This is a genomic window from Polaromonas sp. (assembly GCF_030689685.1).
Taxonomy (GTDB): Bacteria; Pseudomonadota; Gammaproteobacteria; order Burkholderiales; family Burkholderiaceae_C; genus Polaromonas.
Genome location: NZ_JAUYEY010000040.1, coordinates 14,626 through 39,378, shown reverse-complemented (window position 1 = coordinate 39,378; position 24,753 = coordinate 14,626). Strand labels below are relative to the sequence as shown.

24 protein-coding genes are annotated in these 24,753 nt (G+C 62.7%); 12 read left to right on the top strand and 12 right to left on the bottom strand.

The features are described from left to right. Positions 1-33: 33 nt before the first annotated feature. From Q8O29_RS10175 to Q8O29_RS10145, 7 genes are all read left to right on the top strand, one after another. Positions 34-366, top strand: coding sequence for a YbaB/EbfC family nucleoid-associated protein (locus Q8O29_RS10175; RefSeq protein ID WP_188708493.1), 333 nt, complete (start codon positions 34-36; stop codon positions 364-366). Positions 367-501: 135 nt separating this feature from the next. Further along, positions 502-1,128, top strand: a complete 627-nt coding sequence (gene recR / locus Q8O29_RS10170; RefSeq protein WP_305562395.1) for a recombination mediator RecR — start codon at positions 502-504, stop codon at positions 1,126-1,128. A gap of 60 nt (positions 1,129-1,188) precedes the next feature. Then, entirely contained in the window at positions 1,189-1,602 is a 414-nt protein-coding gene (locus Q8O29_RS10165; protein ID WP_305562393.1) for an MAPEG family protein, read from the top strand. Positions 1,603-1,714: 112 nt separating this feature from the next. Continuing rightward, entirely contained in the window at positions 1,715-2,764 is a 1,050-nt protein-coding gene (locus Q8O29_RS10160; protein ID WP_305562391.1) for an ABC transporter substrate-binding protein, read from the top strand. A 174-nt stretch (positions 2,765-2,938) separates the two neighbouring features. After that, positions 2,939-3,778 carry an ABC transporter ATP-binding protein gene (locus Q8O29_RS10155; RefSeq protein ID WP_305562389.1) on the top strand — a complete coding sequence of 280 codons (840 nt, stop codon included), beginning with the start codon at positions 2,939-2,941 and terminating at the stop codon, positions 3,776-3,778. Between the two features lie 5 nt (positions 3,779-3,783). Then, entirely contained in the window at positions 3,784-4,623 is an 840-nt protein-coding gene (locus Q8O29_RS10150) for an ABC transporter permease (RefSeq protein WP_305562449.1), read from the top strand. A gap of 272 nt (positions 4,624-4,895) precedes the next feature. After that, positions 4,896-5,048, top strand: a complete 153-nt coding sequence (locus tag Q8O29_RS10145; protein WP_305562387.1) for a DUF3096 domain-containing protein — start codon at positions 4,896-4,898, stop codon at positions 5,046-5,048. An 18-nt stretch (positions 5,049-5,066) separates the two neighbouring features. Here the strand turns inward: Q8O29_RS10145 and Q8O29_RS10140 are convergent, their stop codons facing one another. The 3 genes from Q8O29_RS10140 to gloB all read right to left on the bottom strand — a co-directional run bounded on the left by Q8O29_RS10140 (position 5,067) and on the right by gloB (position 8,368). After that, a complete protein-coding gene (locus Q8O29_RS10140; RefSeq protein WP_305562385.1) occupies positions 5,067-5,936 on the bottom strand; it encodes a restriction endonuclease in 870 nt (289 codons plus the stop codon). 93 nt (positions 5,937-6,029) lie between these two features. Beyond that, on the bottom strand, positions 6,030-7,457 hold the full coding sequence (locus tag Q8O29_RS10135; protein ID WP_305562447.1) for a transglycosylase SLT domain-containing protein: 1,428 nt from the start codon (positions 7,455-7,457) through the stop codon (positions 6,030-6,032). A gap of 140 nt (positions 7,458-7,597) precedes the next feature. Then, entirely contained in the window at positions 7,598-8,368 is a 771-nt protein-coding gene (gene gloB / locus Q8O29_RS10130) for a hydroxyacylglutathione hydrolase (protein WP_305562383.1), read from the bottom strand. Positions 8,369-8,380: 12 nt separating this feature from the next. Here gloB and Q8O29_RS10125 point away from each other — a divergent pair, with 12 nt between their 5' ends. The 4 genes from Q8O29_RS10125 to Q8O29_RS10110 all read left to right on the top strand — a co-directional run bounded on the left by Q8O29_RS10125 (position 8,381) and on the right by Q8O29_RS10110 (position 14,484). After that, a complete protein-coding gene (locus tag Q8O29_RS10125; RefSeq protein ID WP_305562381.1) occupies positions 8,381-9,244 on the top strand; it encodes a class I SAM-dependent methyltransferase in 864 nt (287 codons plus the stop codon). Continuing rightward, positions 9,241-9,714, top strand: a complete 474-nt coding sequence (gene rnhA / locus Q8O29_RS10120; RefSeq protein WP_305562379.1) for a ribonuclease HI — start codon at positions 9,241-9,243, stop codon at positions 9,712-9,714. Before Q8O29_RS10125 ends, rnhA begins: the two co-directional genes overlap by 4 nt. Positions 9,715-9,927: 213 nt before the next feature. Continuing rightward, entirely contained in the window at positions 9,928-11,277 is a 1,350-nt protein-coding gene (locus Q8O29_RS10115; RefSeq protein ID WP_305562377.1) for an efflux RND transporter periplasmic adaptor subunit, read from the top strand. Positions 11,278-11,316: 39 nt separating this feature from the next. Next, on the top strand, positions 11,317-14,484 hold the full coding sequence (locus Q8O29_RS10110; protein ID WP_305562375.1) for an efflux RND transporter permease subunit: 3,168 nt from the start codon (positions 11,317-11,319) through the stop codon (positions 14,482-14,484). Positions 14,485-14,594: 110 nt separating this feature from the next. On the opposite strand, the gene glp is transcribed toward Q8O29_RS10110, so the two are convergent. The 8 genes from glp to Q8O29_RS10070 form a co-directional block, all read right to left on the bottom strand. Next, positions 14,595-15,929 carry a gephyrin-like molybdotransferase Glp gene (gene glp / locus Q8O29_RS10105; protein ID WP_305562373.1) on the bottom strand — a complete coding sequence of 445 codons (1,335 nt, stop codon included), beginning with the start codon at positions 15,927-15,929 and terminating at the stop codon, positions 14,595-14,597. Further along, positions 15,926-16,558, bottom strand: coding sequence for a molybdenum cofactor guanylyltransferase MobA (gene mobA / locus Q8O29_RS10100; RefSeq protein ID WP_305562371.1), 633 nt, complete (start codon positions 16,556-16,558; stop codon positions 15,926-15,928). Before mobA ends, glp begins: the two co-directional genes overlap by 4 nt. Positions 16,559-16,705: 147 nt before the next feature. After that, a complete protein-coding gene (gene moaA, locus Q8O29_RS10095; protein ID WP_305562369.1) occupies positions 16,706-17,836 on the bottom strand; it encodes a GTP 3',8-cyclase MoaA in 1,131 nt (376 codons plus the stop codon). 93 nt (positions 17,837-17,929) lie between these two features. Then, positions 17,930-18,703 carry an SDR family oxidoreductase gene (locus Q8O29_RS10090; RefSeq protein ID WP_305562367.1) on the bottom strand — a complete coding sequence of 258 codons (774 nt, stop codon included), beginning with the start codon at positions 18,701-18,703 and terminating at the stop codon, positions 17,930-17,932. 68 nt (positions 18,704-18,771) lie between these two features. Then, the gene (locus tag Q8O29_RS10085; protein WP_305562365.1) at positions 18,772-19,035 is read right to left on the bottom strand and encodes a Txe/YoeB family addiction module toxin; all 264 of its coding nucleotides are present in this window, start codon (positions 19,033-19,035) and stop codon (positions 18,772-18,774) included. Next, positions 19,032-19,280 carry a type II toxin-antitoxin system Phd/YefM family antitoxin gene (locus Q8O29_RS10080; protein ID WP_305562363.1) on the bottom strand — a complete coding sequence of 83 codons (249 nt, stop codon included), beginning with the start codon at positions 19,278-19,280 and terminating at the stop codon, positions 19,032-19,034. Before Q8O29_RS10080 ends, Q8O29_RS10085 begins: the two co-directional genes overlap by 4 nt. A 40-nt stretch (positions 19,281-19,320) precedes the next feature. After that, positions 19,321-20,754 (bottom strand): aldehyde dehydrogenase family protein, encoded by a 1,434-nt coding sequence (locus Q8O29_RS10075; RefSeq protein WP_305562361.1) that lies wholly within the window; start codon positions 20,752-20,754, stop codon positions 19,321-19,323. Between the two features lie 102 nt (positions 20,755-20,856). Further along, positions 20,857-21,693 carry a metal-dependent hydrolase gene (locus Q8O29_RS10070; protein ID WP_305562359.1) on the bottom strand — a complete coding sequence of 279 codons (837 nt, stop codon included), beginning with the start codon at positions 21,691-21,693 and terminating at the stop codon, positions 20,857-20,859. Positions 21,694-21,790: 97 nt separating this feature from the next. Here Q8O29_RS10070 and Q8O29_RS10065 point away from each other — a divergent pair, with 97 nt between their 5' ends. After that, on the top strand, positions 21,791-22,429 hold the full coding sequence (locus Q8O29_RS10065; protein WP_305562357.1) for a TetR/AcrR family transcriptional regulator: 639 nt from the start codon (positions 21,791-21,793) through the stop codon (positions 22,427-22,429). A gap of 62 nt (positions 22,430-22,491) precedes the next feature. Here the strand turns inward: Q8O29_RS10065 and Q8O29_RS10060 are convergent, their stop codons facing one another. Further along, on the bottom strand, positions 22,492-24,711 hold the full coding sequence (locus Q8O29_RS10060) for a sodium-translocating pyrophosphatase (protein ID WP_305562355.1): 2,220 nt from the start codon (positions 24,709-24,711) through the stop codon (positions 22,492-22,494). Positions 24,712-24,753 lie beyond the last annotated feature (42 nt).

Genomic DNA, 24,753 nt, shown 5'->3' with positions numbered 1-24,753 from the left:
CAGGTCAAACTCTCCGTTTTAAAGGAAAAATCCATGTTCAACAAAGGACAACTCGCCGGCCTGATGAAACAGGCGCAGGCCATGCAGGACAACCTGAAAAAAGCCCAGGATGAGCTCGCCTTCATTGAAGTCACGGCGGAGTCGGGCAACGGCATGGTCAAGGTCACCATGACCTGCAAACACGATGTCAAACGTGTCGAGATCGACCCCAGCCTGCTGGGCGAGGACAAGGACATGCTGGAAGACCTGGTGGCTGCGGCCTTCAACGCGGCGGTGCGCAAGGCCGAAGACTTGAGCCAGGAAAAAATGGGCAAACTCACGGCCGGTATGCCCGGCCTGCCCGGCGGCATGAAACTACCCTTCTGACTTTGGTATCCGCATTTACCAGCCGGGGCCGCGGGACTGGCTTTGCCAGTCCGCAGGCGCAGCGCCCCTTTTTCAGTGCAAGGGGCAGAGAGCTGCCGCAGGCTCGCAGTGAGCGAACGTGGGGGCTCACAATAGATGGCTGACTCCAACGCCCTTGAGGGCTTGACCCAGGCGCTGCGGCGCCTGCCCGGTGTGGGCGCCAAATCGGCGGCGCGCATGGCGTTTCATCTGCTTCAGCACGACACGCAGGGCGCCCTGCAGATCGCGCGCGCGCTTGAGCATGCGGTGCACAGCGTCAAACACTGCACCCTGTGCAACACCCTGACCGAACTCGATATCTGCAGCACCTGCGCCAACCCCGAGCGCGACCGCAGCAAGCTCTGCGTGGTCGAAACCCCTGCCGACCAGGCGGCGCTGGAGCGTACCCTGGCCTACCGCGGCCTGTACTTTGTGCTGATGGGCAAACTCAGCCCGCTCGACGGCATCGGCCCGCACGACATCGGCCTGCAAAAACTGTTTGACCGGGTGGTGCCACGGGACGCGCAGGGCGAGCCGGTCACGGCGGATGCACGCGAGGTGCAGGAAGTGATTCTCGCGACCAACTTCACTGGCGAAGGCGAGGCCACGGCCCATGTGATTTCGCAGGCGCTCAAGAGCCGCAGTGTGCAGGTCACGCGGCTGGCGCGCGGCGTGCCGGTGGGCAGCGAGCTTGAATACGTGGATCTCGGCACCATCGCCCACGCGCTGGTGGACCGCCGCTAGCCTGCGCCCAGCGCTTTCAGCCCGCCAACCATCCCGACTCCACGCCAGAAAGGCCTCAACATGACTTATGTACGTTTCACTGTCGCCTACTGGTGTGTGTTGGCGGTTGCCCTGCTGCCCATTGCCTGTGCCGCACTGGCCAAATGGGGCCAGATGACAACCCCGCCGAACAAGGGCGGTTACGACAACAACAACCCGCGCGCCTGGCTGGCGCGGCAAACCGACTGGCGCGCCCGCGCCAACGCTGCGCAGGCCAACACCTTTGAAGCACTGCCCTTTTTCTTCGCCGCCGTGATCATTGCGCACCAGTTGCAGGCTTCGCAGGTACGCCTGGACGTGTTTGCCTTTGTGTTTGTGGTCTTGCGGATTGCTTACGTGATGATGTACGTCGCCGACATGGCGAAAAGCCGCAGTGTTATCTGGTTCTTCGCCTTGCTGGTCAACGTCGGCATTCTTTTTCTTGGCTTCCGGTAACGTCTGGTAACTCAAAAACTTTCCGTACAAACCCGCACGGGATGATACCGATGCCGGTTTTTCCGGGCTTGCTTATGCTGTTGCCAATTCATAAAAATACAGAGAGGCCAGCATGAACCCTTCTTTTCCCATCTCGCGCAGAACTTTTGCCGGCGCCGCCGCTTTTGGTGCGGCAGCTTTTGCATGTCCTGCACTGCATGCCCAGGGCAAGCTTGAGAAAACCAAAATTGCCCTGGCTGTCGGCGGAAAAGCCGCGTTTTATTACCTGCCGCTGACCATCACCGAGCAGCTCGGTTACTTCAAGGCCGAGGGCCTGGAGGTCGAGATCAGCGACTTTGCCGGCGGCGCGCGCGCGCTGCAGGCGGTGGTCGGGGGCTCGGCTGATGTGGTCTCGGGCGCCTACGAGCACACCATCAATCTGCAATCGAAAAACCAGATGTTCCAGGCCTTTGTGCTGCAGGGCAGGGCGCCGCAAATCGCTTTCGGCGTGTCCACCAAAAACATGCCCAACTACAAGTCGGTGGCGGACCTCCGCGGTAAAAAAATCGGTGTATCCGCGCCCGGTTCATCCACCAACATGATGGCCAACCTGGTGCTGTCGCGCGCCGGCTTGAAGGCCAGTGACGTGAGTTTTATTGGTGTGGGCACTGCTGCTGGCGCATTGGCCGCTTTGCGCTCGGGCCAGATTGACGCCATGAGCAACACCGACCCGGTCATGACCATGCTGGAGCAAAAGGGTGAGGTGAAGATCATCTCTGACACGCGCACCCTCAAGGGAACGGTCGATGTCTTCGGTGGTCCCATGCCGGCAGCCTGCCTGTATGCGCCTATGGACTTCATCCAGAAGAACCCCAACACCTGCCAGGCGCTTGCCAATGCCATCGTGCACGGGCTGAAGTGGCTGCAGACGGCGGGTCCGGGCGACATCATCAAGACCGTGCCCGAGAACTACCTGCTCGGTGACCGCGGCCTCTACCTCGCGTCCTTCAACAAAGTACGTGATGCGATTGCGCTGGACGGCCTGATTCCCGATGAGGGTGCGAAGACGGCGCTCAAAGCCCTGGCCAGTTTTGACCCCAGCATCAAGGCCGACAAAATCGACCTCAGCAAGACCTATACCAATGAATTTGCTCGGCGCGCGAAAGACAAATTCAAGGCCTGAATATGGCTCCCACGTTCGCTCGCTTCGCGTAGCTCTCTGCCCCCCGAGGGGGCCGCTGCGCCTGCGGCCCGGCAAAGCCGGTTCCGCGGCCCCGGCTGGTATGAAATCCCACAACAACTTCACTTGTCGTTCGCCGCTGGTTGACCAGCCCGGTTCGCGGCGACAATCCAACCCATGTCGCAATCTGCCAACGACCACGCCAGCGACCACGCGCTTGAACTGCTTGACGTCACCTGCACCTTCCGGTCACGGGATGATGCCGGGCAGGCCTACACCGCTGTCGGTCAAACCACACTGCGCATCCGTGCCGGCGAGTTTGTCTCCGTCGTTGGCCCGACGGGTTGCGGCAAGTCCACACTTCTCAACATAGGCGCGGGCCTGCTGCCGCCGACCTCCGGCTCAGTCAAGGTGTTTGGCCAGACGCTTGCCGGCATCAACACCCGCGCGGGCTATATGTTCCAGACCGAGGCACTGATGCCCTGGCGCAGCGCCATCGACAACGTCATGGTCGGCCTGCAGTACCACGGCGTACCTGACGCTGAGGCCAGGGCCCAGGCGCAGGCCTGGCTGGAGCGCGTTGGCCTTGCTGATTTTGGCGACCGGTATCCGCACCAGTTGTCGGGCGGTATGCGCAAACGCACGGCGCTGGCTCAGGTGCTGGCGCTGGACCCGGACATCATCCTGATGGACGAGCCGTTTTCAGCGCTCGACATCCAGACCCGCCAGCTCATGGAAAACGAGGTGCTGGACCTCTGGGCGGCCAAAAAGAAGGCGGTTCTGTTCATCACGCATGACCTCGATGAAGCGATTGCCATGAGCGACCGGGTGGTGGTGCTGTCGGCCGGGCCGGCCACCCGCCCGATGGGAGAGTTCGACATTGACCTGCCTCGTCCGCGCAACGTGGCCGAGGTGCGCACCCAACCGCGTTTCATCGAGCTGCACACCCAGATATGGGACGTGCTGCGCGATGAAGTCCTGAAGGGTTATGCCCAGCAACTCAAGAAGGCCGCGTGACCGCCATGTGGAACTTCCTCAAACCTTCCGACAGGAATCTCCGCTACTGGCAAGTCGGCCTGCTGGTGGTTTTTTTCGGGCTATGGCAACTGGCCTCGCGCGACCAGCAACTGGCGTTTTTCCTGGGTGAACCGATCAAGGTGGCCGGCCGCGTCTGGTCCTGGTTTCTGCCTTTCGGCTTCGGCCCCAGCTTGTTGTTTCCCGACGGTTTGCCGGGCAATGCCGACATTTACCTGCACTTGGGCACCACGCTGCTGGAGACGGTGCTGGCCTTCGGCATTGGTACGGTGCTGGGCCTGGCTTTTGGTCTGTGGCTGGCGCTGGCGCCCATGGCCAGTGCCATCCTGGACCCTTACATCAAGGCGCTCAACTCGATGCCGCGCGTGATCCTGGCGCCGATTTTTGCGATGTGGTTCGGCCTGGGCATCTGGAGCAAGGTGGCGCTGGCGGTCACGCTGGTGTTTTTCATCGTGTTTTTCAATGTTTACCAGGGCGTGAAGGAGGTCAGCCCGGTGGTGCTGGCCAATGCGAGGATGTTGGGCGCGAACCAACGACAACTGCTGCGCACCGTTTACCTGCCCAGTGCGACCAGCTGGGTTTTCTCCAGCCTGCACACCTCGGTCGGCCTGGCCTTTGTGGGTGCGGTGGTTGGCGAGTACCTGGGGTCGGCGCGCGGCGTTGGCTACCTGATCTTGCAGGCCGAGGGCACCTTCGACGTGAACACGGTGTTTGCTGGCATCGTGGTGCTGACGGCCTTTGCGCTGGCGCTTGACGGGATTGTCGGGCGTGTCGAGAAGCGTCTCATGAAATGGCAGCCGCGCCTTGGCGACACGGAAAAACTCTAGGAGCCTGGGCGGCAGAAGGAACGTCGGCTGCAAAGCGGCCGCGACGGTCCATTTTTCACCGGCTTTTTGCCCCATAGCGACGGCTATGGCGCTGCAAACCCGGCAAAAACTGTCCTCGCCGGGGCCACTTTTCGCTTCGACGCCTTCTGCCGCCCAGACTCCTAGGACTGTCTGTTTGCTTCGTCCTACAGACGGGTGACGGGGCTGCCGATACAGTGGGTGCAGCTCAGCGGCATCTGCCGCTGCCCAAACCTCACTGCAAGGACATTGCCATGAATCTCTCCGTTTCCATCGGTCCCATCGTCTCCCTGATTGCCGGCATTTTGATTCTCATCATGCCGCGGCTGCTCAACTATATTGTGGCGATTTACCTGATTGTTATTGGCCTGATCGGCCTGTTCGGAACCGGCTCACTGCGCTTGTAAAACAAGACAGACGCTTGCTCAGCGCTTGCCGAGTGCGACGGCCAGCAAGACTTGTTGTTGGACCGGTGTGCGCGTAGCGATCAGCGCGAGCAATCCAAACCGATCCAGCGCATTGATGCCGTTGCGTTTGGCAAACTCGCGGGCGTTCTCGGTGAAACTCGACGCGGTTGCATAGGTCGCGCGCTTGAGTTGACGCGCCGTCATCAGGACCAGCAGAGGGTGAATTTCGCGAACGGCCAGCGGCTGTCCTGGCCATAACTTGCACACGGCTACCGCTACCGGGCTGTCCTTGCCTTGTTGTGCATTGCGTGAATGAAGCCAGATGGTCACGCCGCCGGCTGCGCCATGGGACTGGACGCGGGTTTCCAAACCACTTTGGGCAAACAATGTGTGACAGACCATGTCGAACTGCTGCGGCGACATGCGGTCGAACAGCTCCGCCGTCCATCTGGTTACCGGCGTTGTTACCGGCGCGGGACTTGCCGCTACCTTGCCGGCCGACATGGGTGGCATGGGCGGTCGGCGGGGTGCAGCGGGCTCCGGAAAATCGATCAGTTTTTCGATGGCAACAGGCGTGCGTGGGGGGGCGGCTGGCTTGCCTGGGGCGGGCAGTCGGGGCGGGCCTTCGCCCCGGCCTAGCTTGGCCCAAGGAGGTTCATAGGCGAGAGGATCGGCATACATGCCGGAAAACAGCCTGCTGGTCAGGTAACCGCCCGTCAAAACGACGCCGAGCAGCAGGCAGACCGCACCGGCAACCCGCAAATCCCGTTGTTGGAAGGACAGCATCAGCAGCACGACGCCGACGGCCAGGACCAGTAGCCCCAACAGAAAAATAAAGCGAAAGGGTGACGCGGTCTGGGTTGCGGGGGCGGGGGGTCTCACGGCCATGGGATATGCAATCTGATCCGCTACTGTTTTGATAGCTGGTTACACAGACTGGATATGGGCAAAGGGCCGTTATTGCTTGAAGCCTTGACTGGACTAGCGCTTCTTGCTCTGGATCACGGTTTTACCCGGACTGCGCTTGATGGCCTTGATGTTGCTGCGTACAGGCGCTGCCTTGCGGGCAGTGTTCGCTCGGACCGGCAGGAACATCACCACCTGCTGACCGAGCTTGAATGCGGCATTGGCACTCACGTCATTCCACTCGGCCACGCTGGCCGCACTCAGGCCGTGACGTTTGGCGATGGTCGCCACGGTTTCGCCCTTGCGCGCCTTGACGGTGCTGCGGCGGGTGACGACCTCCGGGGCAAAGGCCACCTGCGCGGTATCGGCAATGTGGCCGGCCACGTCGTCGCCCATTTTGGCGGTGCGTGGCACCAGCAGGGTTGAGCCGGCCTTGATCAGCATGCGCGGCGGGATGTTGTTGACGCCGCGCAGGTCCGCCTCGCTCATGCCGACACGTTTGGCCGCATCGCTCACGCTGAGGGTGGCCGGCGCGGTCCATGCGGTCCAGCTGGCATATTGGCCTTGGGTGTAAGCCTCGAAGTTGCGCTGAAAAATCTTGGCGTTGTCCCAGGGCAACAGGATTTGAGGTGTGCCTGATGCAATGATCACCGGCCGATGAGCCGACGGGTTGAGCGCCTTGAAGTCGGCCAGCTGGACATCAGCCAGTTTCGCGGCCAGCGCCACGTCGATGTCACGCGTGATCAGCACCTGCTGGAAGTAGGGGTGATTTTCAATCAGCGGCAGCTCGGCGCGGAAGGCCTGCGGGTTGGCCACGATGTTCTTGACGGCCTGCAGCTTGGGCACATAGAGCCGGGTTTCGTCGGGCATGCGCAGCTCGGTGTAGCTGGTGCCCAGGCCGTCCTTTTTGTTTCTGGCGATGGCGCGGCCGACGCTGCCTTGACCCCAGTTGTAGGCGGCCAGCGCCAGGTGCCAGTCGCCAAACATGCCATGCAGTTTTTGCAGGTAGTCCAGCGCGGCTCGGGTCGAGGCGAGTACATCGCGCCGGTCATCGCGGAAGGCGTTTTGCTTCAAATCAAAATACTTGCCGGTGGCCGGCATGAACTGCCACATGCCGGCCGCCTTGGCGCTGGAAACCGCTTGCGGGTTGAAGGCGCTTTCGATGTAGGGCAGCAGCGCCAGCTCGGTCGGCATGTTGCGACGTTCCAGCTCCTCGACGATGTGAAACAGGTATTTGCTTGAGCGCTCGGTCATGCGCTGCATGTAGTCGGGTCGGCTGGCGTACCACTGCTCGCGGTCGGTGACCAGCTCGTTCTGCAGGTCGGGCATGGCAAAGCCGCTGCGTATGCGCTCCCACAGGTCTGACGGTGACTGCAACGGGGCAACCATGCCTGATGACACGGCATGAGCCCGGCTGATAGGCGACAGGGGGCCATTCGGGTACACCGGTGGGCTTGCGGGCGCAGGGGTCGTAGACGTGGTCAGGACCGGGTCGCCAGGCATGCCGGGCGGGCTGCTGCTGGCGCAGCCCGCGAGTACGGCGACAGCGAGTCCGAGAAGAAAGGTTTTGAGACCTGAAGCCTGGCGGGGGAAGCGCCCGCCGGATAGGAAGGGGGAGATGAAAAACGGTCGCTGCGGGTCGGTCATTTGAATTGGTTCTTCCACTGCCGGATGGCGGCAAATACGCTGTTGTCATCATGGGTGGCCGGATCGAAGCGCTGGGCCGCAGCCATGACAGTGGCTTGTCGGGTACGCAAGAATGGGTTGATCAGCAACTCCTGGGCAATCGAGGAGGGCAAGGTCGGCTTGCCATCGGCTCTCAAGGCGGTACAGCGTGCATGGTAACCAATCAGCTCGGTATTGTCAGGTTCTGCTGCCAGCGCAAAGCGCAGGTTGCTCAGGGTGTATTCATGGGTGCAGCAGACGCGGGTGTTGCCGGGCAGGGCGGCCAGGCGGTCCAGCGAAGCCAGCATTTGCGCTGGCGTGCCTTCGAAAAGCCGCCCGCAACCGCCAGAAAAAAGCGTGTCGCCGCAGAACAGCAGCGGCCGACCATCCATCTCCTGCGTGAAAAATGCGATATGTCCGGCGGTGTGGCCAGGCACATCGATCACCTGAAAATCCAAGCCCAGGGTCTGCACCGTGTCGCCGTCCTTGAGCCGCTTGAAGGGCTCGGGAATCGCTTCGCGGGCGGGGCCATACACTGGCGCGCCAGTGGCCTTGTGCAGTTCGGCGACACCACCGGTGTGGTCGGGATGGTGGTGCGTGACTAGAATTGAGGCCAGTTGCAAGCCGTTTTCATGCAGCGCACGCTGCACGGGGCCAGCGTCGCCGGGGTCGACGATGAGGGCGCGCCGGCCATCGTGCAACAGCCAGAGGTAGTTATCGTTAAATGCGGGGATGGGAATTAAGTACATGCGTCGTTCGTGATGGGCTCACAAATTATAGGTTTCACCGACTGGTTCAGGACCCCGCCCGGCGAGTATTTGCTGGCGTGGGAGCGCGAGCGATTTGACCAGGCAGTGGCGGACATGTTTGGCTACCATGCGCTGCAGCTCGGCCTGCCTGAACTTGACGCGCTGCGCAGCAACCGCATGCCGCACAAATGGCTGGCCCTGCAGGGTGCCGATGGCGGCTCGGTCGCGGCTGTCCCGCCGTCAGGCAAGAGCCCCGCTGCGGCCATCGCAAGTTCCCCACGCGTGGCACTGCTGACCGAACCGGCGGCCTTGCCGTTTCCGGAAAACAGCCTGGACCTGGTGTTGCTGCCGCATACGCTGGAGCTCAGCAGCGACCCGCACACCACCTTGCGTGAGGTCGAGCGTGTGCTGGTTCCCGAAGGCCGCGTGGTCATCAGCGGCCTGAACCCGGCCAGCCTGTGGGGCTTGCGCCAGCGCCGCGCGCATTTTTACCGGCGCCTGGGTTACGGTGAACTGTTTTTGCCGGAAGCCGGTGAGTTCATTGGTTACTGGCGGCTGCGCGACTGGCTGCGCCTGCTCAGCTTCGAGGTTGAATCGGGTCAGTTTGGCTGCTACCGGCCAGCTGTCAGCAGCCCCGCCTCGCTGGAGCGTTTTGCCTGGATGGACAAGGTTGGCGAACGCTCCTGGCCGATCTTTGGGGCGCTGTACTTTCTGGTCGCGGTCAAGCGGGTGCGCGGTATGCGCCTGTTGGAGCCGGCCTGGAAGTCCCAGAAAGCGACCGCCAGCGCACCGGTGGCCATCGCCAACCAGGTCGGGCGACCTGGCGCATTCTTACTTCGCCCCGAGCAACGCACCACCCTGGACCCCGATGCATGACTGACACCCCGCAAACCACAGTCCAACATGTGGTGATTTATACCGATGGCGCCTGCAAGGGCAACCCTGGCCCCGGCGGTTGGGGCGCCCTGATGACCACCAGTGGCAGCGTCAAGGAGCTGTTTGGTGGCGAGCTGTCGACGACCAACAACCGCATGGAGATGACGGCTGTGATCGAGGCGCTGGCCGCCCTCAAGCGCCCGTGCCGCGTCACGCTCTACGTGGACAGCCAGTACGTGCTCAAGGGCATGACCGAGTGGATCAAGGGCTGGAAGGCCCGCGGCTGGCGCACGGCGGCCAAGGAGCCCGTCAAAAACGTCGACCTCTGGCAAAAGCTCGACGCGTTGGTCAGCGGCAGCGGTCACACCATTGAATGGGTATGGGTGCGCGGCCACGATGGCGACCCCGGCAACGAGCGGGCCGATGTGCTGGCCAACCAAGGCGTTGATGTCGCCCTGTCCAGGCGCTGACAGGGCTGCCAGGCCGCCCCACCGGAGTCTCTGTCAGGACGCGCCGTAAGCGTGCTTGGTATCTGCGGAGGGCGCCGACCTTCAATTTCGTAAAGGCCTTGTAAAGCTGCCGCGCAAGCCGCTTCACTTTCACCGGTGGCAGTAAAGATGCAATGCGGGGGGTGTCCTGATACATTGGCAACTTGTATCTTTTCAATGACAAGTTTCGTTCCCATGGCATCAAAAGTAATTTACGCAGCCGTTGCGGTGGCTGGTATCGCGCTGGCATCGGGTGGCGCCTGGTGGTACCAAAAGCCCAAGGCTTCCGGCGCCAATGTGCCACCGACGGCTGCAGGGCAGGCTGCGGCCGGTGGCGCCGGCAAACCGGTGACGGTAGAGGCCGCGAAAGTCGAAGTCGTCCGCCTGGTCGATGATGCGCAGGCGGTTGGCAGCTTGCGCTCGCGCCGCAGCGTGGTCTTGCGCCCCGAGGTCAGCGGACGCATCACCCAGCTCAACTTCACCGACGGCCAACGCGTGCGCAAAGGTCAGGTGCTGGTGCAGTTTGACGACCAGCTTCCGCTGGCGCAGGTCCAGCAAAGCCAAGCCGAATTGTCGATTGCTCAGGCCAACCAGAAACGCAACGAGGAACTGGTGGCGCAGAATTTTGTCAGCCAGCGTTCGCTCGACGAAAGCGCCGCCAACCTCCAGGTCGCACAGGCCAAGCTGTCGCTGGCCAAAGCAACGGCGGCGCGCCTGAAAATTGTCGCGCCCTTCGACGGCATCGCGGGCATCCGTCTGGTCAATCCCGGCGACTACCTCAAGGATGGCGCCGACATTGTCAACATTGAAGACATTGACGCGCTGTTTGTTGATTTCCGCCTGCCTGAGCGCTTTCAGAGCAAGGTGCGGCGCGGCCAGATAGCGCATGTTGACCTTGATGCCTTGCCGGGTCAGAAATACACCGCAGTGGTGCAAGCCATCGATCCCTTGATTGACGCCAACGGGCGGTCGGTCGCGGTGCGAGCCTGTATCGACAACCGGCAGTTGCGGCTGCGTCCCGGCATGTTTGCGCGCGTCAATACGGTCTTTGGCCAGCGCGACAACGCCACGGTTATTCCAGAAGAGGCTTTGCTGCCGCAAGGTGACCGCCAATTTGTCATCAAGCTGCTGCCTGGCGCGGATGCGCAAACCTGGACCACGCAGCGTGTTCCCGTGCAAGTCGGTATGCGTCGTCCGGGCAAGGTTGAAATCATGGGCGGCCTGCAGGCCGGCGATACCGTGATCACCACGGGTCAGCAGCGAGTCCAGCGTGATGGCATGAAGGTCAGTGTGGTGGTCCTGAACGCGCCCGCCGCCGTCCGGCCGACCGATGGCGGCGCCCCGGCAACTGCCGCTCTATCCGCAAAATCACCAGCACCCGCCGAGGCTGCGGCACCCCAGGCGGCTGGTGGCACCCAGCCCTGCCTGGTGGGCATGCCCGACATGGGCGTGGCGCCTGCGCAAGGCCGACGCAAGGCCGCACCGCCGCCATCGCCCGGACCGCAGGAGTCCGGCACGCGGCCGGTCCCGCGCAATCCCGCCTGAGTTTGATGTGGCGCGCCCATTGGAATTGGAGAGACCCTGATGCAATTGGCTGAAGTCTCGATCCGCCGGCCGGTATTTGCCACCGTGCTGTCCCTGCTGATTGTGCTGATAGGCGCGGTCAGTTTCCAGCGCCTGACGGTGCGCGAATACCCAAAAATCGACGAACCGGTGGTGACCGTGAGCGTGCGTTACCCCGGCGCGTCGGCCGAGGTGGTCGAGTCACAGGTCACCAAACCGCTGGAGGACTCAATCGCCGGTATCGACGCGGTGGATGTGCTGACCTCCATCAGCCGGGCCGACCAGAGCCAGATCTCGGTGCGTTTTCGGCTCGAAAAAGATGCTGATGCGGCCGCCGCCGAGGTGCGCGACCGCACCTCGCGCGTGCGCAACAAGCTGCCGCAGGCGATTGAAGAACCGGTGATTGCCAAGGTCGAGGCCGACGCCTTCCCCGTGATCTGGCTGGCCTTTACCAGCGACAGCCTGACCCGGCTGCAAATCAACGACCTGGTCAACCGCATCGTCAAACCACGCTTACAGACTGTCACCGGGGTGGCCGATGTGCGCATTTTCGGCGAGCGCAAGTACGCCATGCGCGTCTGGCTTGACACTGAAAAAATGGCGGCTTACCGCTTGACCACGCAAGATGTTGAAGACGCCATCCGCCGCAGCAACCTGGAAGTGCCGGCGGGGCGCATCGAATCCCAGCAGCGCGAGTTCAGCGTCACCTCGGAAACCGGCCTGGTGCGTCCCGAGCAGTTCGGCGAGGTGGTGATCAGAAGCGTGAATGGTTTTCCGGTCAAGGTGCGCGATGTGGCCCGTGTCGAGGAAGGCGCCGCCGACGAGCGCAGCGGCGTCCGTCTGAACGGCCGTTCCGCGATCGGAGCTGGCGTGATCCGGCAGGCGACGGCCAATCCCCTGGACTTGTCCAGGGGGGTGCGCGACATGATCCCCCAGCTCAAGGCCGATCTGCCGACTGAGGTCAACGTCGACATTGCCAACGACAACTCGGTTTTCATCGACCGTTCCGTCAAGAACGTCTACACCACCATTGCCGAGGCGGTGGCGCTGGTGGCGCTGGTGATTTTTGTATTTTTGCGAACCTTCCGCGCCTCCATCATCCCGATCGTCACCATCCCGGTCAGCCTGGTTGGCACCTTTGCGCTGATGGCGCTGGCGGGCTTCACCATCAACACGCTGACCTTGCTGGCGCTGGTGCTGGCCATCGGCCTGGTGGTGGACGACGCCATCGTGATGCTGGAAAACATCTTCCGCCACATCGAGGAGGGGCTGGACCCGTTCTCGGCCGCCATCAAGGGCGCGCGTGAGATAGGCTTTGCCGTGGTCACCATGACCGCCACCTTGGTCGCGGTTTATGCACCGCTGGCCTTCACGCCGGGGCGCACGGGTCGGCTGTTTGTCGAATTCGCGCTGGCGTTGGCGGGCGCCGTGGTGGTGTCGGGCTTCGTGGCCCTGACACTGACGCCCATGATGTGCGCCAAGCTGCTCAAGCACAACCCCAAGCCAAGCGCCTTTGACCGTGGCATCGGGCGGTTTCTCAATGCGGTGTCCGACCGGTATGGCCGCCTGCTGCGCTGGATACTCACGGCGCGTTACCGGGCGGGCACCGCCAGCGGTACCGGCCGTGGAGGGCGTCTCGGCGCGTTCCTGTTACAAGCGCGCTGGATCGTGGTGGGCATCATGCTGGCCAGTGCATTGGCGATTTTGCTGATTTTCCCGACCATGAAGCAGGAGCTGTCTCCGCTTGAAGATCGGGGCACGATTTTGGCGACCGTCAATGCGCCTGATGGCGCCACGCTGGACTACACCAACCGCTATGCGCAGGCGCTTGAAAAAATGGGCCAGTCCTACCCGGAGTTTGATCGGATTTTCGCCAGTGTAGGCAACCCCACTGTGTCGCAAGCCAGCGTGATCTATCGCACGGTGGATTGGGAGGACCGGTCTCGCAGCACGCTGGAGATGGCGCGTGAACTGCAGCCCAAGTTCGCCAGCCTGCCTGGTGTGACTGCCTTCCCGATCACACCGCCGTCTTTGGGACAGGGCTTTCGCGAGCGGCCGCTTAATTTTGTGATCCAGACTTCAGACAGCTACGAAAACCTGAACCTGGTGGTCGAGCAGATGTTGGCCGAGATCGCCAAGAACCCGGGCATTCAGTCCCCTGTTTCAGATCTGCGACTGAACAAGCCCGAGCTGCGCATCGACGTGAACCGGGAGAAGGCGGCTGATCTGGGGGTCAGTGTGGAGGTGGTGGCCAAGGCGATTGAAACCATGCTGGGCGGGCGCAACGTGACACGTTACAAACGCGATGCCGAGCAGTACGATGTGATCGTGCAGACCCAAGCCAGCGGCCGCAGCACACCGGAAAACATCGAAGGCATTTATGTGCGCGGCCGCAGCGATGTGATGATCCCGCTGTCCAGTCTGGTCACGGTGCGCGAAACCGTTTCCCCGCGCGAGCTCAATCACTTTGGTCAGCGCCGCTCCGCCACGATCACCGCCAATCTTTCGCCGGACTACTCGCTGGGACAGGCGCTGGCCTTCATGGACCAGACGGCGGCCAAAGTGCTTAAACCCGGCTACACCACCGACCTCAATGGCATCTCGCGCGAGTTCAAAAGCTCGCAAGGCGCGCTCATCATCGTGTTCGTGTTGGCGCTGGTGTTTATTTTTCTGGTGCTGGCAGCGCAATTCGAGAGTTTTGTCGATCCCCTGGTCATCATGCTGTCGGTGCCGCTGTCAATGATTGGCGCCTTGCTCGCGCTCAAGCTGTCAGGGGGATCGCTCAATGTCTATTCGCAGATCGGGCTGATCACACTGGTGGGCTTGATCACCAAACACGGTATTTTGATTGTTGAATTTACCAACCAGTTGCGCGGGCGGGGCATGGACATGCTGGAGGCGCTGATCAAGGCATCGTCGCAGCGCCTGCGCCCGATACTGATGACCACGGGCGCCATGGTGCTGGGCGCCATGCCGCTGGCGCTGGCCAGCGGCGCCGGTGCCGAAAGCCGCATCCAGATCGGCTGGGTGATTGTGGGCGGCATGTCGCTGGGCACGCTGCTGACCATCTTTGTGGTGCCCACCATGTACGCGCTGTTTGCCCGCAAGAAAATTCCGGGCGCCAACAAGACTGAGGCCAAAGAGGAACCGCAAGCCCCCCACGGCGATCCGGAATACATAGCCAAGTAGCACGAGGTACCAGCAGCGCCCGATGCAGTGAGTGGGCGGGGGTTCTTCAAATTAGCCGGGGCTGCGGATTTGGCTTTGCCAGTCCGCAGCCGCAGCGAGCGACCGTGGGGTCATATCACTCCGTCGAACATCATTACATCGACGTCTTCACCTGCGGCCACATGGCCCTGACCGTGATGAAGCACGATCAGGCCGTTGGCCTCGGCCATCGATGAGAGCACGCCCGAGCCTTGGTTGCCAGTGATTTTGACCTGCAGCGAGCCGTCGGCCGCCGTGCTCACCGTGCCGCGCTGGTATTCGGTGCGGCCGGGTTTTTTGCAGATCGCTTCGAGGCTGCGCGCCCGCAGCAGCGGCGGCGGCGCAGCCGTGCAGCCCATCATCTGCAGCAGCGCGGGACGCACAAACGCCAGAAAAGTCACCATCACGGCGACTGGGTTGCCGGGCAAACCAAAAAGAATGGCCCCGTTCGGGTTGCTATTATTTTGGGAGCTGCTTGCGCTCGTGGATAAAGGGCTGGCGCCTGTTTTTGTTTGAAGAATCCGGCCCACCGCCATGGGCCGCCCCGGGCGCATGGCGACGCGCCAGAAGGCCACGTCGCCGAGCTTTTTCATCATGCCCTTGGTGAAGTCGGCCTCGCCGACACTGACGCCACCCGAGGTGATGATGGCGTCGGCCTGCGCCGCAGCGCTCGTGAAAGCGGCTTCCAGCAGCGCCGGATCGTCGCGCACCACACCCATGTCGATGACTTCGCAGCCCAGCCGCCTGAGCATGCCGAAGACGGTGTAGCGGTTGCTGTCGTAGACCGCACCTTCGCGCGGCGGCTCGCCCAGCGACAGGATTTCGTCGCCAGTGGAAAAGTAGGCCACCCGCAGCGGCCGCAATGTGCTGATGGTTTTTATGCCCAAAGAGGCCGCCAGCCCAAGTCGGGCGGGCGTGAATAGCTCACCTTTTGATAGCGCCGAACGGCCCTGCATCAGGTCCTCGCCGCGCAGCCGGCGGTTGTCGCCAGGCTTCAGCAGCTTGGCGGGGACGGTGATGCTGTCGCCCAGGACGCTGACAAACTCCTGCGGCACCACGGTGTCCAGACCGGCCGGCATGACGGCGCCTGTCATGATCTTCACGCATTGCCCGGCCTGCACCTTGCCTTGCCAGGCCTTGCCGGCCAGCGCCGTGCCAACCACCTTCAGTTGCAGTTCACCGCCCGAACCCAGGGAGGCGCCAGCCAGGGCATAACCGTCCATGGCCGAGTTGTCGTGCGGCGGCACATCGAAAGGCGAGACCACATCGTCCGCCAGCACCCGGCCCAGCGCTTCGAACAGCGGCAGCGCCTGCCGGTCGGAAACGGGCGCGACCAGCAGTTGCAGAAAGCGCGAGACATCGGTAGCGGACAAGGCCTGCGGGTCGTAGCCCTGCAGCTCGGCCGCGATCTGGGCTATGGATTTCACGGCCGCAGGGCTTCGAGCTGGTGCAGTTCGGCCAGCGTGTTCGCGTTAAAAAAAGCGCGCGGGTCGTCGCCCGGCTGGTTGAAGGGCACCAGCACGGTCTTGTGCCGCGCCGTCCAGGCGTCGATCTTGCGCCCGCCACCGGCGGTGAACACCGCCAGGCTCTCCAGCATGCCGGCGCGCATCAGGCAGAACACCGGTTGGGCGCGCAACTGCCCGTCTTCCTCGGGCGCGGCCACCACAGCGAAGTCGGCGTTTTCGCGCGCCAGCGCCTCTGCAAGCCGCAGCACCATGTTTTCATTGAACAGCGGGCTGTCGCAGGGGACCGTCATCATGTAAGGCGTTTCGCAGCGCTCCAGCCCGGTGATGAAACCGGCCAGCGGCCCTGAGAACTCGCCCATGCCGCCCGCATCGGGCCAGACCGGTACACCAAACGATTCGTAGGCCGCCAGGTTGCGGTTGGCATTGATCATGACCTCGCCGACCTGTGGCGACAGGCGCAGCAGGGTGTGCAGCGCCAGCGGCACACCGTTGAAATTTTGCATGCCCTTGTCCACGCCGCCCATGCGTGAGCCGCGCCCGCCCGCGAGGATCACCCCGGTGATTTCTGCGCCGTCTATCGTGTCAATCATGTGTTTCCAATTTTTTATGCGATTCCAATGCAGGGCAAGGACACTCTTTACCAGCAGGGGCCGCGGGTCCGGCTCCGCCGGCCCGCAGGCGCAGCGCCCCCTCGGGGGGCAGCGCAGTACGCGAAGCGACAAGCGTGGGGGCCATATTCATCCGCCTATGTAACTCATCTCGACGCGTTTTGCGTTGCTGTCGGGCATGCCGGTATCCGGCGGCAGCGCAGCGCGCAACTCCGAATAACGATCATCGCGGCGCTGCCAGATGTGGGCCACAGCGGCAGAAATCTGCTCGTCGGAATAGTTGCCACTGCGCAGCAGGGCGCGCAGGTCATGGCCCTGGCTGGCAAACAGGCAAAGAAACAGCTTGCCTTCGGTCGAAAGTCGGGCGCGGTTGCAGTCACCGCAGAAAGCGTTTGTGACGCTGCTGATCACGCCGACTTCACCGGCGCCGTCCAGGTAACGCCAGCGCTCTGCGGTCTCGCCGAGGTAGTTCGCGTCGATCGCTTGCAGCGGAAATTCGGACTGCAGGCGTTCAACCACCTCAGCCGAGGGGAGGACCTCGTCCATGCGCCAGCCGTTGGTCGCGCCCACGTCCATGTATTCGATGAAACGCAGCACCACCCCCGAGTTGCGGAAGTGCCTGGCCATGGGCAGGATCTCGGCGTCGTTGGTGCCGCGCTTGACCACCATGTTGACCTTGATCGGTGCCAGGCCGACTTTGTGCGCGACCTCGATGCCGCGCAACACATCGGCGACCGGGAAGTCCACATCATTCATGCGGCGAAACACGGCGTCGTCGAGGCCATCGAGGCTGACTGTGACGCGCTGCAGTCCGGCGTCTTTCAGCGCCTGGGCTTTTTTGGCCAGCAGCGAAGCATTGGTGGTCAGCGTGATGTCCAGCGGCTGGCCGCCAGGCGTCTGGAGCTTCGCCAGCATCTCTATGAGCACTTCCAGGTGCTTGCGCAGCAGCGGTTCACCACCGGTCAGCCGGATTTTCTCGACGCCATGCGCCACGAAAATTTTCGTCAGGCGCGTGATTTCTTCGAAACTCAGCAACGAGGTTTGCGGCAAAAACGTGTAGTCCTTGTTGAACACCTCGCTGGGCATGCAGTAGCTGCAGCGGAAGTTGCAGCGGTCGGTCACGCTAATGCGCAGGTCGCGCAGCGGCCGCGCCAGCGTGTCTGCCAGCAGGCCGGTGGGCGCCTGCAATTGCGCAGGCACATGCGGAACGCGCGCGGCGTAACGCATGTCTGCAAGGGGAATTACTTTGGCTGTTGTCATAGTGAGCTCAGAGAGAGAATTTACTCCATCGGCACGCTCAGCGAAAAAGTAATGTCTTATTCCCCAGCGTTGGTGCGCGACCGTGGGGACCTTTCAGACACAACGCGCACCGTCCACCTCGATGCACACGCCGCTGATAAAAGCCGCTTCATCGCTGGCCAGGTAAAGCGCGGCGTTGGCCACGTCCAGGGCGGTCGAGAAGCGCCCCAGCGGAATGCTGGCCAGGAATTTGGCGCGGCGCGCTTCGCCCTCTGGCCCGGTGACGCTGCCGCCGGCAAACTGGGTGGACAGCGCGGTGTCGGGGTTGAACACCGGGTTGATGCAGTTCACGCGGATGTTGTCGGGGCCGAGTTCGGCGGCCAGCGACTTCGATGTCGTGATCACTGCACCCTTGGAGCCGTTGTACCAGCTCAGCCCCGGCCGTGGCCGCACGCCGGCAGTGGACGCGATGTTGATGAAGCTGCCGCCACCATTGGCGCGGAACACCGGCACCGCGTGAATGGTTGAGAGGTAAATACTTTTGACGTTGATCGCGTAGCAGCGGTCGAACGCTTCCTCGGTAGTTTCCAGCGCAGGCTGGTTCAGGTGCGTCCAGCCGGCGTTGTTCACCATCACGTCAAGCTGACCGTGACGCTGCACAGCGGCATCCACCAGCGCTTTCATCTCGGCGGTTTTGGTGACGTCTGCCTTGAAAAACGAGGCAGTGCCGCCGGCCGCAACGATGTCGGCCACGACTTGTTCGCCCAGCGCGCTGTTGATGTCGTTGACGATGACCTGGGCGCCTTCAGCGGCCAGCCGTTTGGCGATGCCTTCGCCAATGCCGCCGCCGGCGCCGGTGACGATGATGGATTTGTTCTTGAGTCGCATGGTGTTTCCTTGGTTGCTATTGATTTTGTAGCTGCTTGCGCCCGCTGTGAAAGGGCTGGAGGCTGATTTCATTCGTAATGCGTCCACATCCGCAAGACGTCGATGCCCCGGCTGTCTTCATGAACCCGGTAGACCAGCCGGTGTTGGCGGTTGATTCGGCGGGAATACGCACCGGCCAGTTCGCCAACGAGTTTTTCATAGGGCGGTGGGTTTTGCCAGGGGTTGTGGCGCAACACGTCCAGCAGTTCTTGTGTCTTGGGCTTGAGGCCGGCTGCTGCGAGCTTCTTGACGTCTTTGCCTGCGGCGTTGCTGAACTTCAGCCGCCAGATCACCAGTCGAGCTCCGACTCTTTCACAAACTCGCTGCGCGGGGCGTTCATCGCCTCAAGAATCGACTCACGCATTCCCGGAATCGAGGTGAGATACAGCGTTTCCTGAATCGACGCCCAGTCTTCGGCGGACACCAGCACGGCGGTGTTGCGCTTGCCCTTGATGATGACCGGGTGGTGTGAGGCAGCGCTTTCGTCAATCAGGCGGTACAGATTGGCGCGCGCTTCGGAGGCGGTGATGATGTTCACGGAACAAATGGTACGTTATTACGTACGAAGATGCAACAAGTTAGCCGTGCTTGACCGCCACCGTTTTGAGTGTGGTAAAGCCATACAGCGCCTCAAACCCCTTCTCCCGCCCATGGCCCGACGACTTGACGCCGCCAAAGGGCAGCTCCACACCGCCACCGGCGCCGTAGTTGTTGATGAACACCTGGCCACTTTTAACGCGTTTGGCCATGCGGAACTGGCGAGCGCCGTCCTGCGTCCAGATGCCGGCCACCAGGCCGAACTGGGTGGCGTTGGCGAGTTCGACCGCGTGGTCTTCATCGCGAAAGCTCATCGCGCACAATACCGGTCCGAAGACTTCTTCCTGCGCCAGGCGGTGCATCACCGGCACGTCGCGCAGCAAGGTGGGGGCCTGGTAAAAGCCGGTGTCGGGCGCTTTATCGACGATCTGGCCCTGCGCCACCCTGGGGATGCCTGCGACCTGCGCATCGCTCAGAAAGTCCCAGACGCGCTGCTGCTGGGTCTGGCGGATCAGCGGACCGACGTCCAGGTCCATCGTCGCGGGACCGACGCGCAACTTCTCGAAGGCCTGGCCCAGCCGCGCCAGCAGGGGCTCGTAAATGGTGTCGTCGACCAGCAGGCGCGAACCGGCCGAGCAGGTCTGGCCGGCGTTTTGCACGATGGCGTTGACCAGCGCCGGAATCGCCTGCTCCAGGTCGGCATCGGCAAACACGATTTGCGGGCTTTTGCCGCCCAGCTCCAGCGTGACCGGGCAATGCCGCTCGGCTGCCACCTGCTGGATCAAGGTGCCGACGGTCGGGCTGCCGGTGAAACTGATGTGGTGAATGCCGGGGTGGCGAGCCAGGGCGTCGCCCACCTCGTGGCCGTAGCCGGTGACGATGTTGATCGCACCGGCTGGAAAGCCGGCCTCGGCGGCCAGTTGGGCGACGCGGATCAGTGACAGGCAGGCGTCTTCGGCCGGCTTGACCACGCAGACATTGCCGGCCGCGAGTGCGCCGCCCACACTGCGGCCGAAGATCTGCATCGGGTAGTTCCACGGAATGATGTGGCCGGTCACGCCGTGCGGCTCGCGCCAGGTCATCACGCTGTAGCCGTCCAGATAAGGCAGGGTCTCGCCGTGCAGCTTGTCGCAGGCGCCGGCGTAAAACTCGAAGTAGCGCACCAGCGCAGCGGCGTCGGCTTTGGCCTGCTTGGTCGGTTTGCCGCAGTCGCGCTGCTCGATGGCCGCGAGCTCGTCGGCGTGCTCGGCGATCTTGCGCGACAGCGCCATCAGCAGCCGCCCGCGTTCTGCCGCGCTGACCTTGTGCCAGACCTTGTCCAGGCAGTCATGGGCGGCCTGAACCGCGTGGTTGATGTCCTGCGCATTGCTGCGCTGAATTTCGTCGAAAGGCTGGCCGTCCGACGGGTCAATGACCGGAATGGTTTTGCCGGAGGCGGAGCGGACCGAGGCGTTGGCGATGTAATTGAGTTGCATGCATATGATTTTCGGCGAAAACACGCTTGCCGCAAAAAATCAGGCGAATTGGCCCTCAGCCCATGCCAGGCAAGCGCAGGCAGCTATGCAATTGATAGCGTGTCAGGCCGCGCCCTGAGCCACCGCGCCCACCATGGTGTAGGCCCGCGCGTTGTCGGCCAGCCAGCGCGCCGACAGCTCGGTGGCCTGCTGGTCGGGATGAAAGTCCTCACGCAGGTAGGCGCGCCAGGGCTTGAAGGTCTGGCGGACCAGCCCACATTTGCCGAACAGGAAGCCGGCCGCGCTTTTCCAGGTGGACCACTTCCACAGTGTGCCGTCATGGCTCAGGTTGTTGACGGTCTGGCGCAGCGTGTCGCTCAAAAAGACCACCGTGATGCGGCGAAACCATTTGATGCGCCAGGTGTGGTTGCCGCCCAGCGCGGCGTACACGTCGAAGGCGGTGTTTTTGTGCTCTGACTCTTCGGCGCTGTGCCACAACCACATGGTCTGCAGCCGAGGCTCGCAGGGCGCCAGCAGGTCCGGGTTGCGCAGCAGCCATTCGGCAAAAATGGCGGTGAAGTGTTCGTTGGCGGCGGTGATCGCCAGCGCATGCAGCGGGTTGGTGCCGGCCAGCATCTGCATGTTGCGTTCGGCGCGGGGCGCCCAGTCGTTGACCAGGCCCTGCTTGTCCAGATGGTCGTTGAAGAGGCTGTGGATGCGGCGGTGGGTGGCTTCCTGGCCGATGAAACCCTGGACCTCTGCCTTGTAGCGATCCTGCTGGTCAGCCGGCAGGTTTTTCAGGCCGTTGCGCACCGCGTCAATGAAAAACTGCTCGCCGACCGGGAAACTCATGGACAGGGCGTTGAAAAAAGCCGTGCGGAAGGCGTCGCCGGCACACCAGTGGCGCGGCAACGGTGTTTCGAGGTCGATCAGCAGGCGGCGTACAACAAGTTCGCTCATGGGTTTTCCTGAAAAATGGCCTGGTACCGATGAGTACCAATTTGAGTGACTATAAGATCCGGCTGTGGTACTGTCAAGTACCAAAAAGGTTTCACCCATGTGTCCTGACACTGTTACCGCCGATACAAATACCGATATCGCCAGCCCGCCGGCTGCTCCGGCCAACCCTTACCGCTCGCGACTGATCGAAGGTATGGCGCACAGCGTGGCCGCTAAGGGCTACGCCGACACCACGGTGGCCGACATCGTGCGCGAAGCCGGCGTGTCCAAACGCAGCTTTTACGAGTGTTTTGCGACCAAGAGCGACTGCCTGATCGCCCTGTATGTGGCGGCCAGCCACGGGGCGCTCAAGGTGCTGAAGGAATCCATAGACCCGCGCCGCGACTGGAAAACCCAGGTCGAACATGCCCTGGGTGCCTACCTGGCCTGCCTGGCCAGCAACCCGGCGTTGCTGCGCACGCTGTTCATCGAGATCCTTGGCCTGGGCGACCAGGGCCTGCAGGTGCGCCGCCGCATGAATCAGGAGCTGGCCGACTTCGTGGTGCAGGTGGTGCATGCCGGCCACCTGCACACGCCGCAGGAGGCGGCGCGCAACAGCACCATGGCGATGGCCGTGGTCGGCGGCATCAACGAACTGGTGCTGCAGGCTATCGAATCGGGCCGCACGGCCGATCTGGCCGAGTTGACCCAACCCTGTAGCGCGCTGGTACGGGCTGTGCTGGCCACGAACGATTGAGCCTCCCAAACACAAAAAAGCCCGCCGAAGCGGGCTGAAGATAAGCGTGGCTTTTTCTTCTTTTATTTGGCTGGCGCGGGCGTTGGTGTGGCCGCTGCGTCCGCTGCCTGGGTCGGCGCCGGTGCGGGCATGCCGCCGGGCGCAGTGACCGTCGTGGCCGGCGCGCTCATGGTCGCTGGTGCCGCCGTCGGCGTAGCTGGTGCTGCAGTGGCGGGGCCGCCATGGAACTTCATCATCAGCGGCACGATCAGCAGCGCCACGATGTTGATGATCTTGATCAGCGGGTTGATGGCCGGGCCGGCCGTGTCTTTGTAAGGGTCACCCACGGTGTCGCCGGTCACGGCGGCCTTGTGCGTCTCTGAGCCTTTGCCGCCATGGTTGCCGTCCTCAATGTATTTCTTGGCGTTGTCCCAGGCACCGCCGCCGGTACACATGGAGATCGCCACGAACAGGCCGGTCACGATGGTGCCCATCAGCAGGCCGCCCAGCGCAGCCGGGCCAAGCACCAGGCCCACAACAACCGGCACGACCACAGGCAACAGCGACGGAATCATCATTTCCTTGATCGCGGCCTTGGTCAGCATGTCGACGCAAGTGTCGTATTCCGGCTTTCCGGTGCCGTCCATGATGCCCTTGATGTCGCGGAACTGGCGCCGTACTTCAACCACCACCGCACCGGCAGCGCGGCCCACGGCTTCCATGGCCATCGCGCCGAACAGGTAAGGAATCAGGCCGCCAATGAACAGGCCGATGATGACCATCGGGTCGCTCAAATCAAAGCTGATGGCTTTGCCATAGGCTTCGAGCTTGTGGGTGTAGTCGGCAAACAGCACGAGTGCGGCCAGACCAGCCGAGCCGATGGCATAGCCCTTGGTCACGGCCTTGGTGGTGTTGCCCACCGCGTCCAGCGGGTCGGTGATGGCGCGCACGCTGGCCGGCATGTCGGCCATTTCGGCAATGCCGCCGGCGTTATCGGTGATCGGGCCGTAAGCGTCGAGGGCGACCACAATGCCGGCCATGCTCAACATCGAAGTTGCCGCAATCGCAATTCCGTACAGGCCAGCCAGCTGGAACGACACCCAGATCGCGATACACACAAAAATAACCGGCCAGGCGGTCGAGCGCATCGACACACCCAGACCGGCAATGATGTTGGTGCCGTGGCCGGTGGTGGATGCCTGCGCAATGTGGCGCACCGGGGCGTACTGCGTGCCGGTGTAGTACTCGGTGATCCAGACCAGCGCGCCGGTCAGCACCAGGCCGACGGCGCAAGCGCCGAAGAGGGCCATCTGCGTGCCCGAGGCCTTGATCGCGTTGTCGGGCATCAGCCAGACCGTGACAAAGTAAAACGCTATCAGCGACAGGCCGCCAGCGACTGCCAGACCTTTGTACAGCGCAGGCATGACGTTGGTCATGCCGGGCGAGGCCTTCACGAAGAAGCAGCCGATGATGGACGCGATGATGGACACCGCACCGAGTGCCAGCGGGTAAATCACCGCGCTGGTGCCAGCGTTGGTGACCAGCAGGGCGCCCAGCACCATGGTGGCAATCAGCGTGACGGCGTAGGTTTCAAACAGATCGGCGGCCATGCCGGCGCAGTCACCGACGTTGTCGCCCACGTTGTCGGCAATCACCGCCGGGTTGCGCGGGTCGTCTTCGGGAATGCCGGCTTCAACCTTGCCCACCAGATCGGCGCCAACGTCGGCGCCCTTGGTGAAAATACCGCCACCCAGTCGGGCGAAGATGGAGATCAAGGAGGCACCGAAGGCAAAACCGATCAGCGGATTGAGCAGGGCGGCAAGGTTCGAGGCGGGCGTGTAGTTGCCATTGCCGACCAGGAACCAGTAGAAGGCCGTGACACCCAGCAGGCCCAGGCCCACCACCAGCATGCCGGTGATGGCGCCGCCGCGGAAGGCGATGTCCAGTGCGGGGCCAATGCCTTTGGTGGCTGCCTGCGCGGTGCGCACATTGGCGCGCACCGAGACGTTCATGCCGATGAAACCGCAAGCACCTGACAACACCGCGCCGACGACAAAACCGATGGCGCTGGGCACATCCAGAAAAATGCCAATCAGAAGGGCCAGCACGACGCCGACGACGGCAATGGTTTTGTATTGACGCGCCAGGTAGGCCGCGGCGCCGGTTTGAATCGCGGCTGCGATCTCCTGCATGCGCGCGTTGCCTGCGTCCTGGGAAAGAATCCAGCTGCGTGCCCAAAAACCGTATCCGACGGCAATGAACCCGCAAACTAGCGCGAGTATCAGCGCTGAGTTGCCAACCATGTTGTTCTCCTAAATTGATGACGTAAGGATTTCGGTGCACCG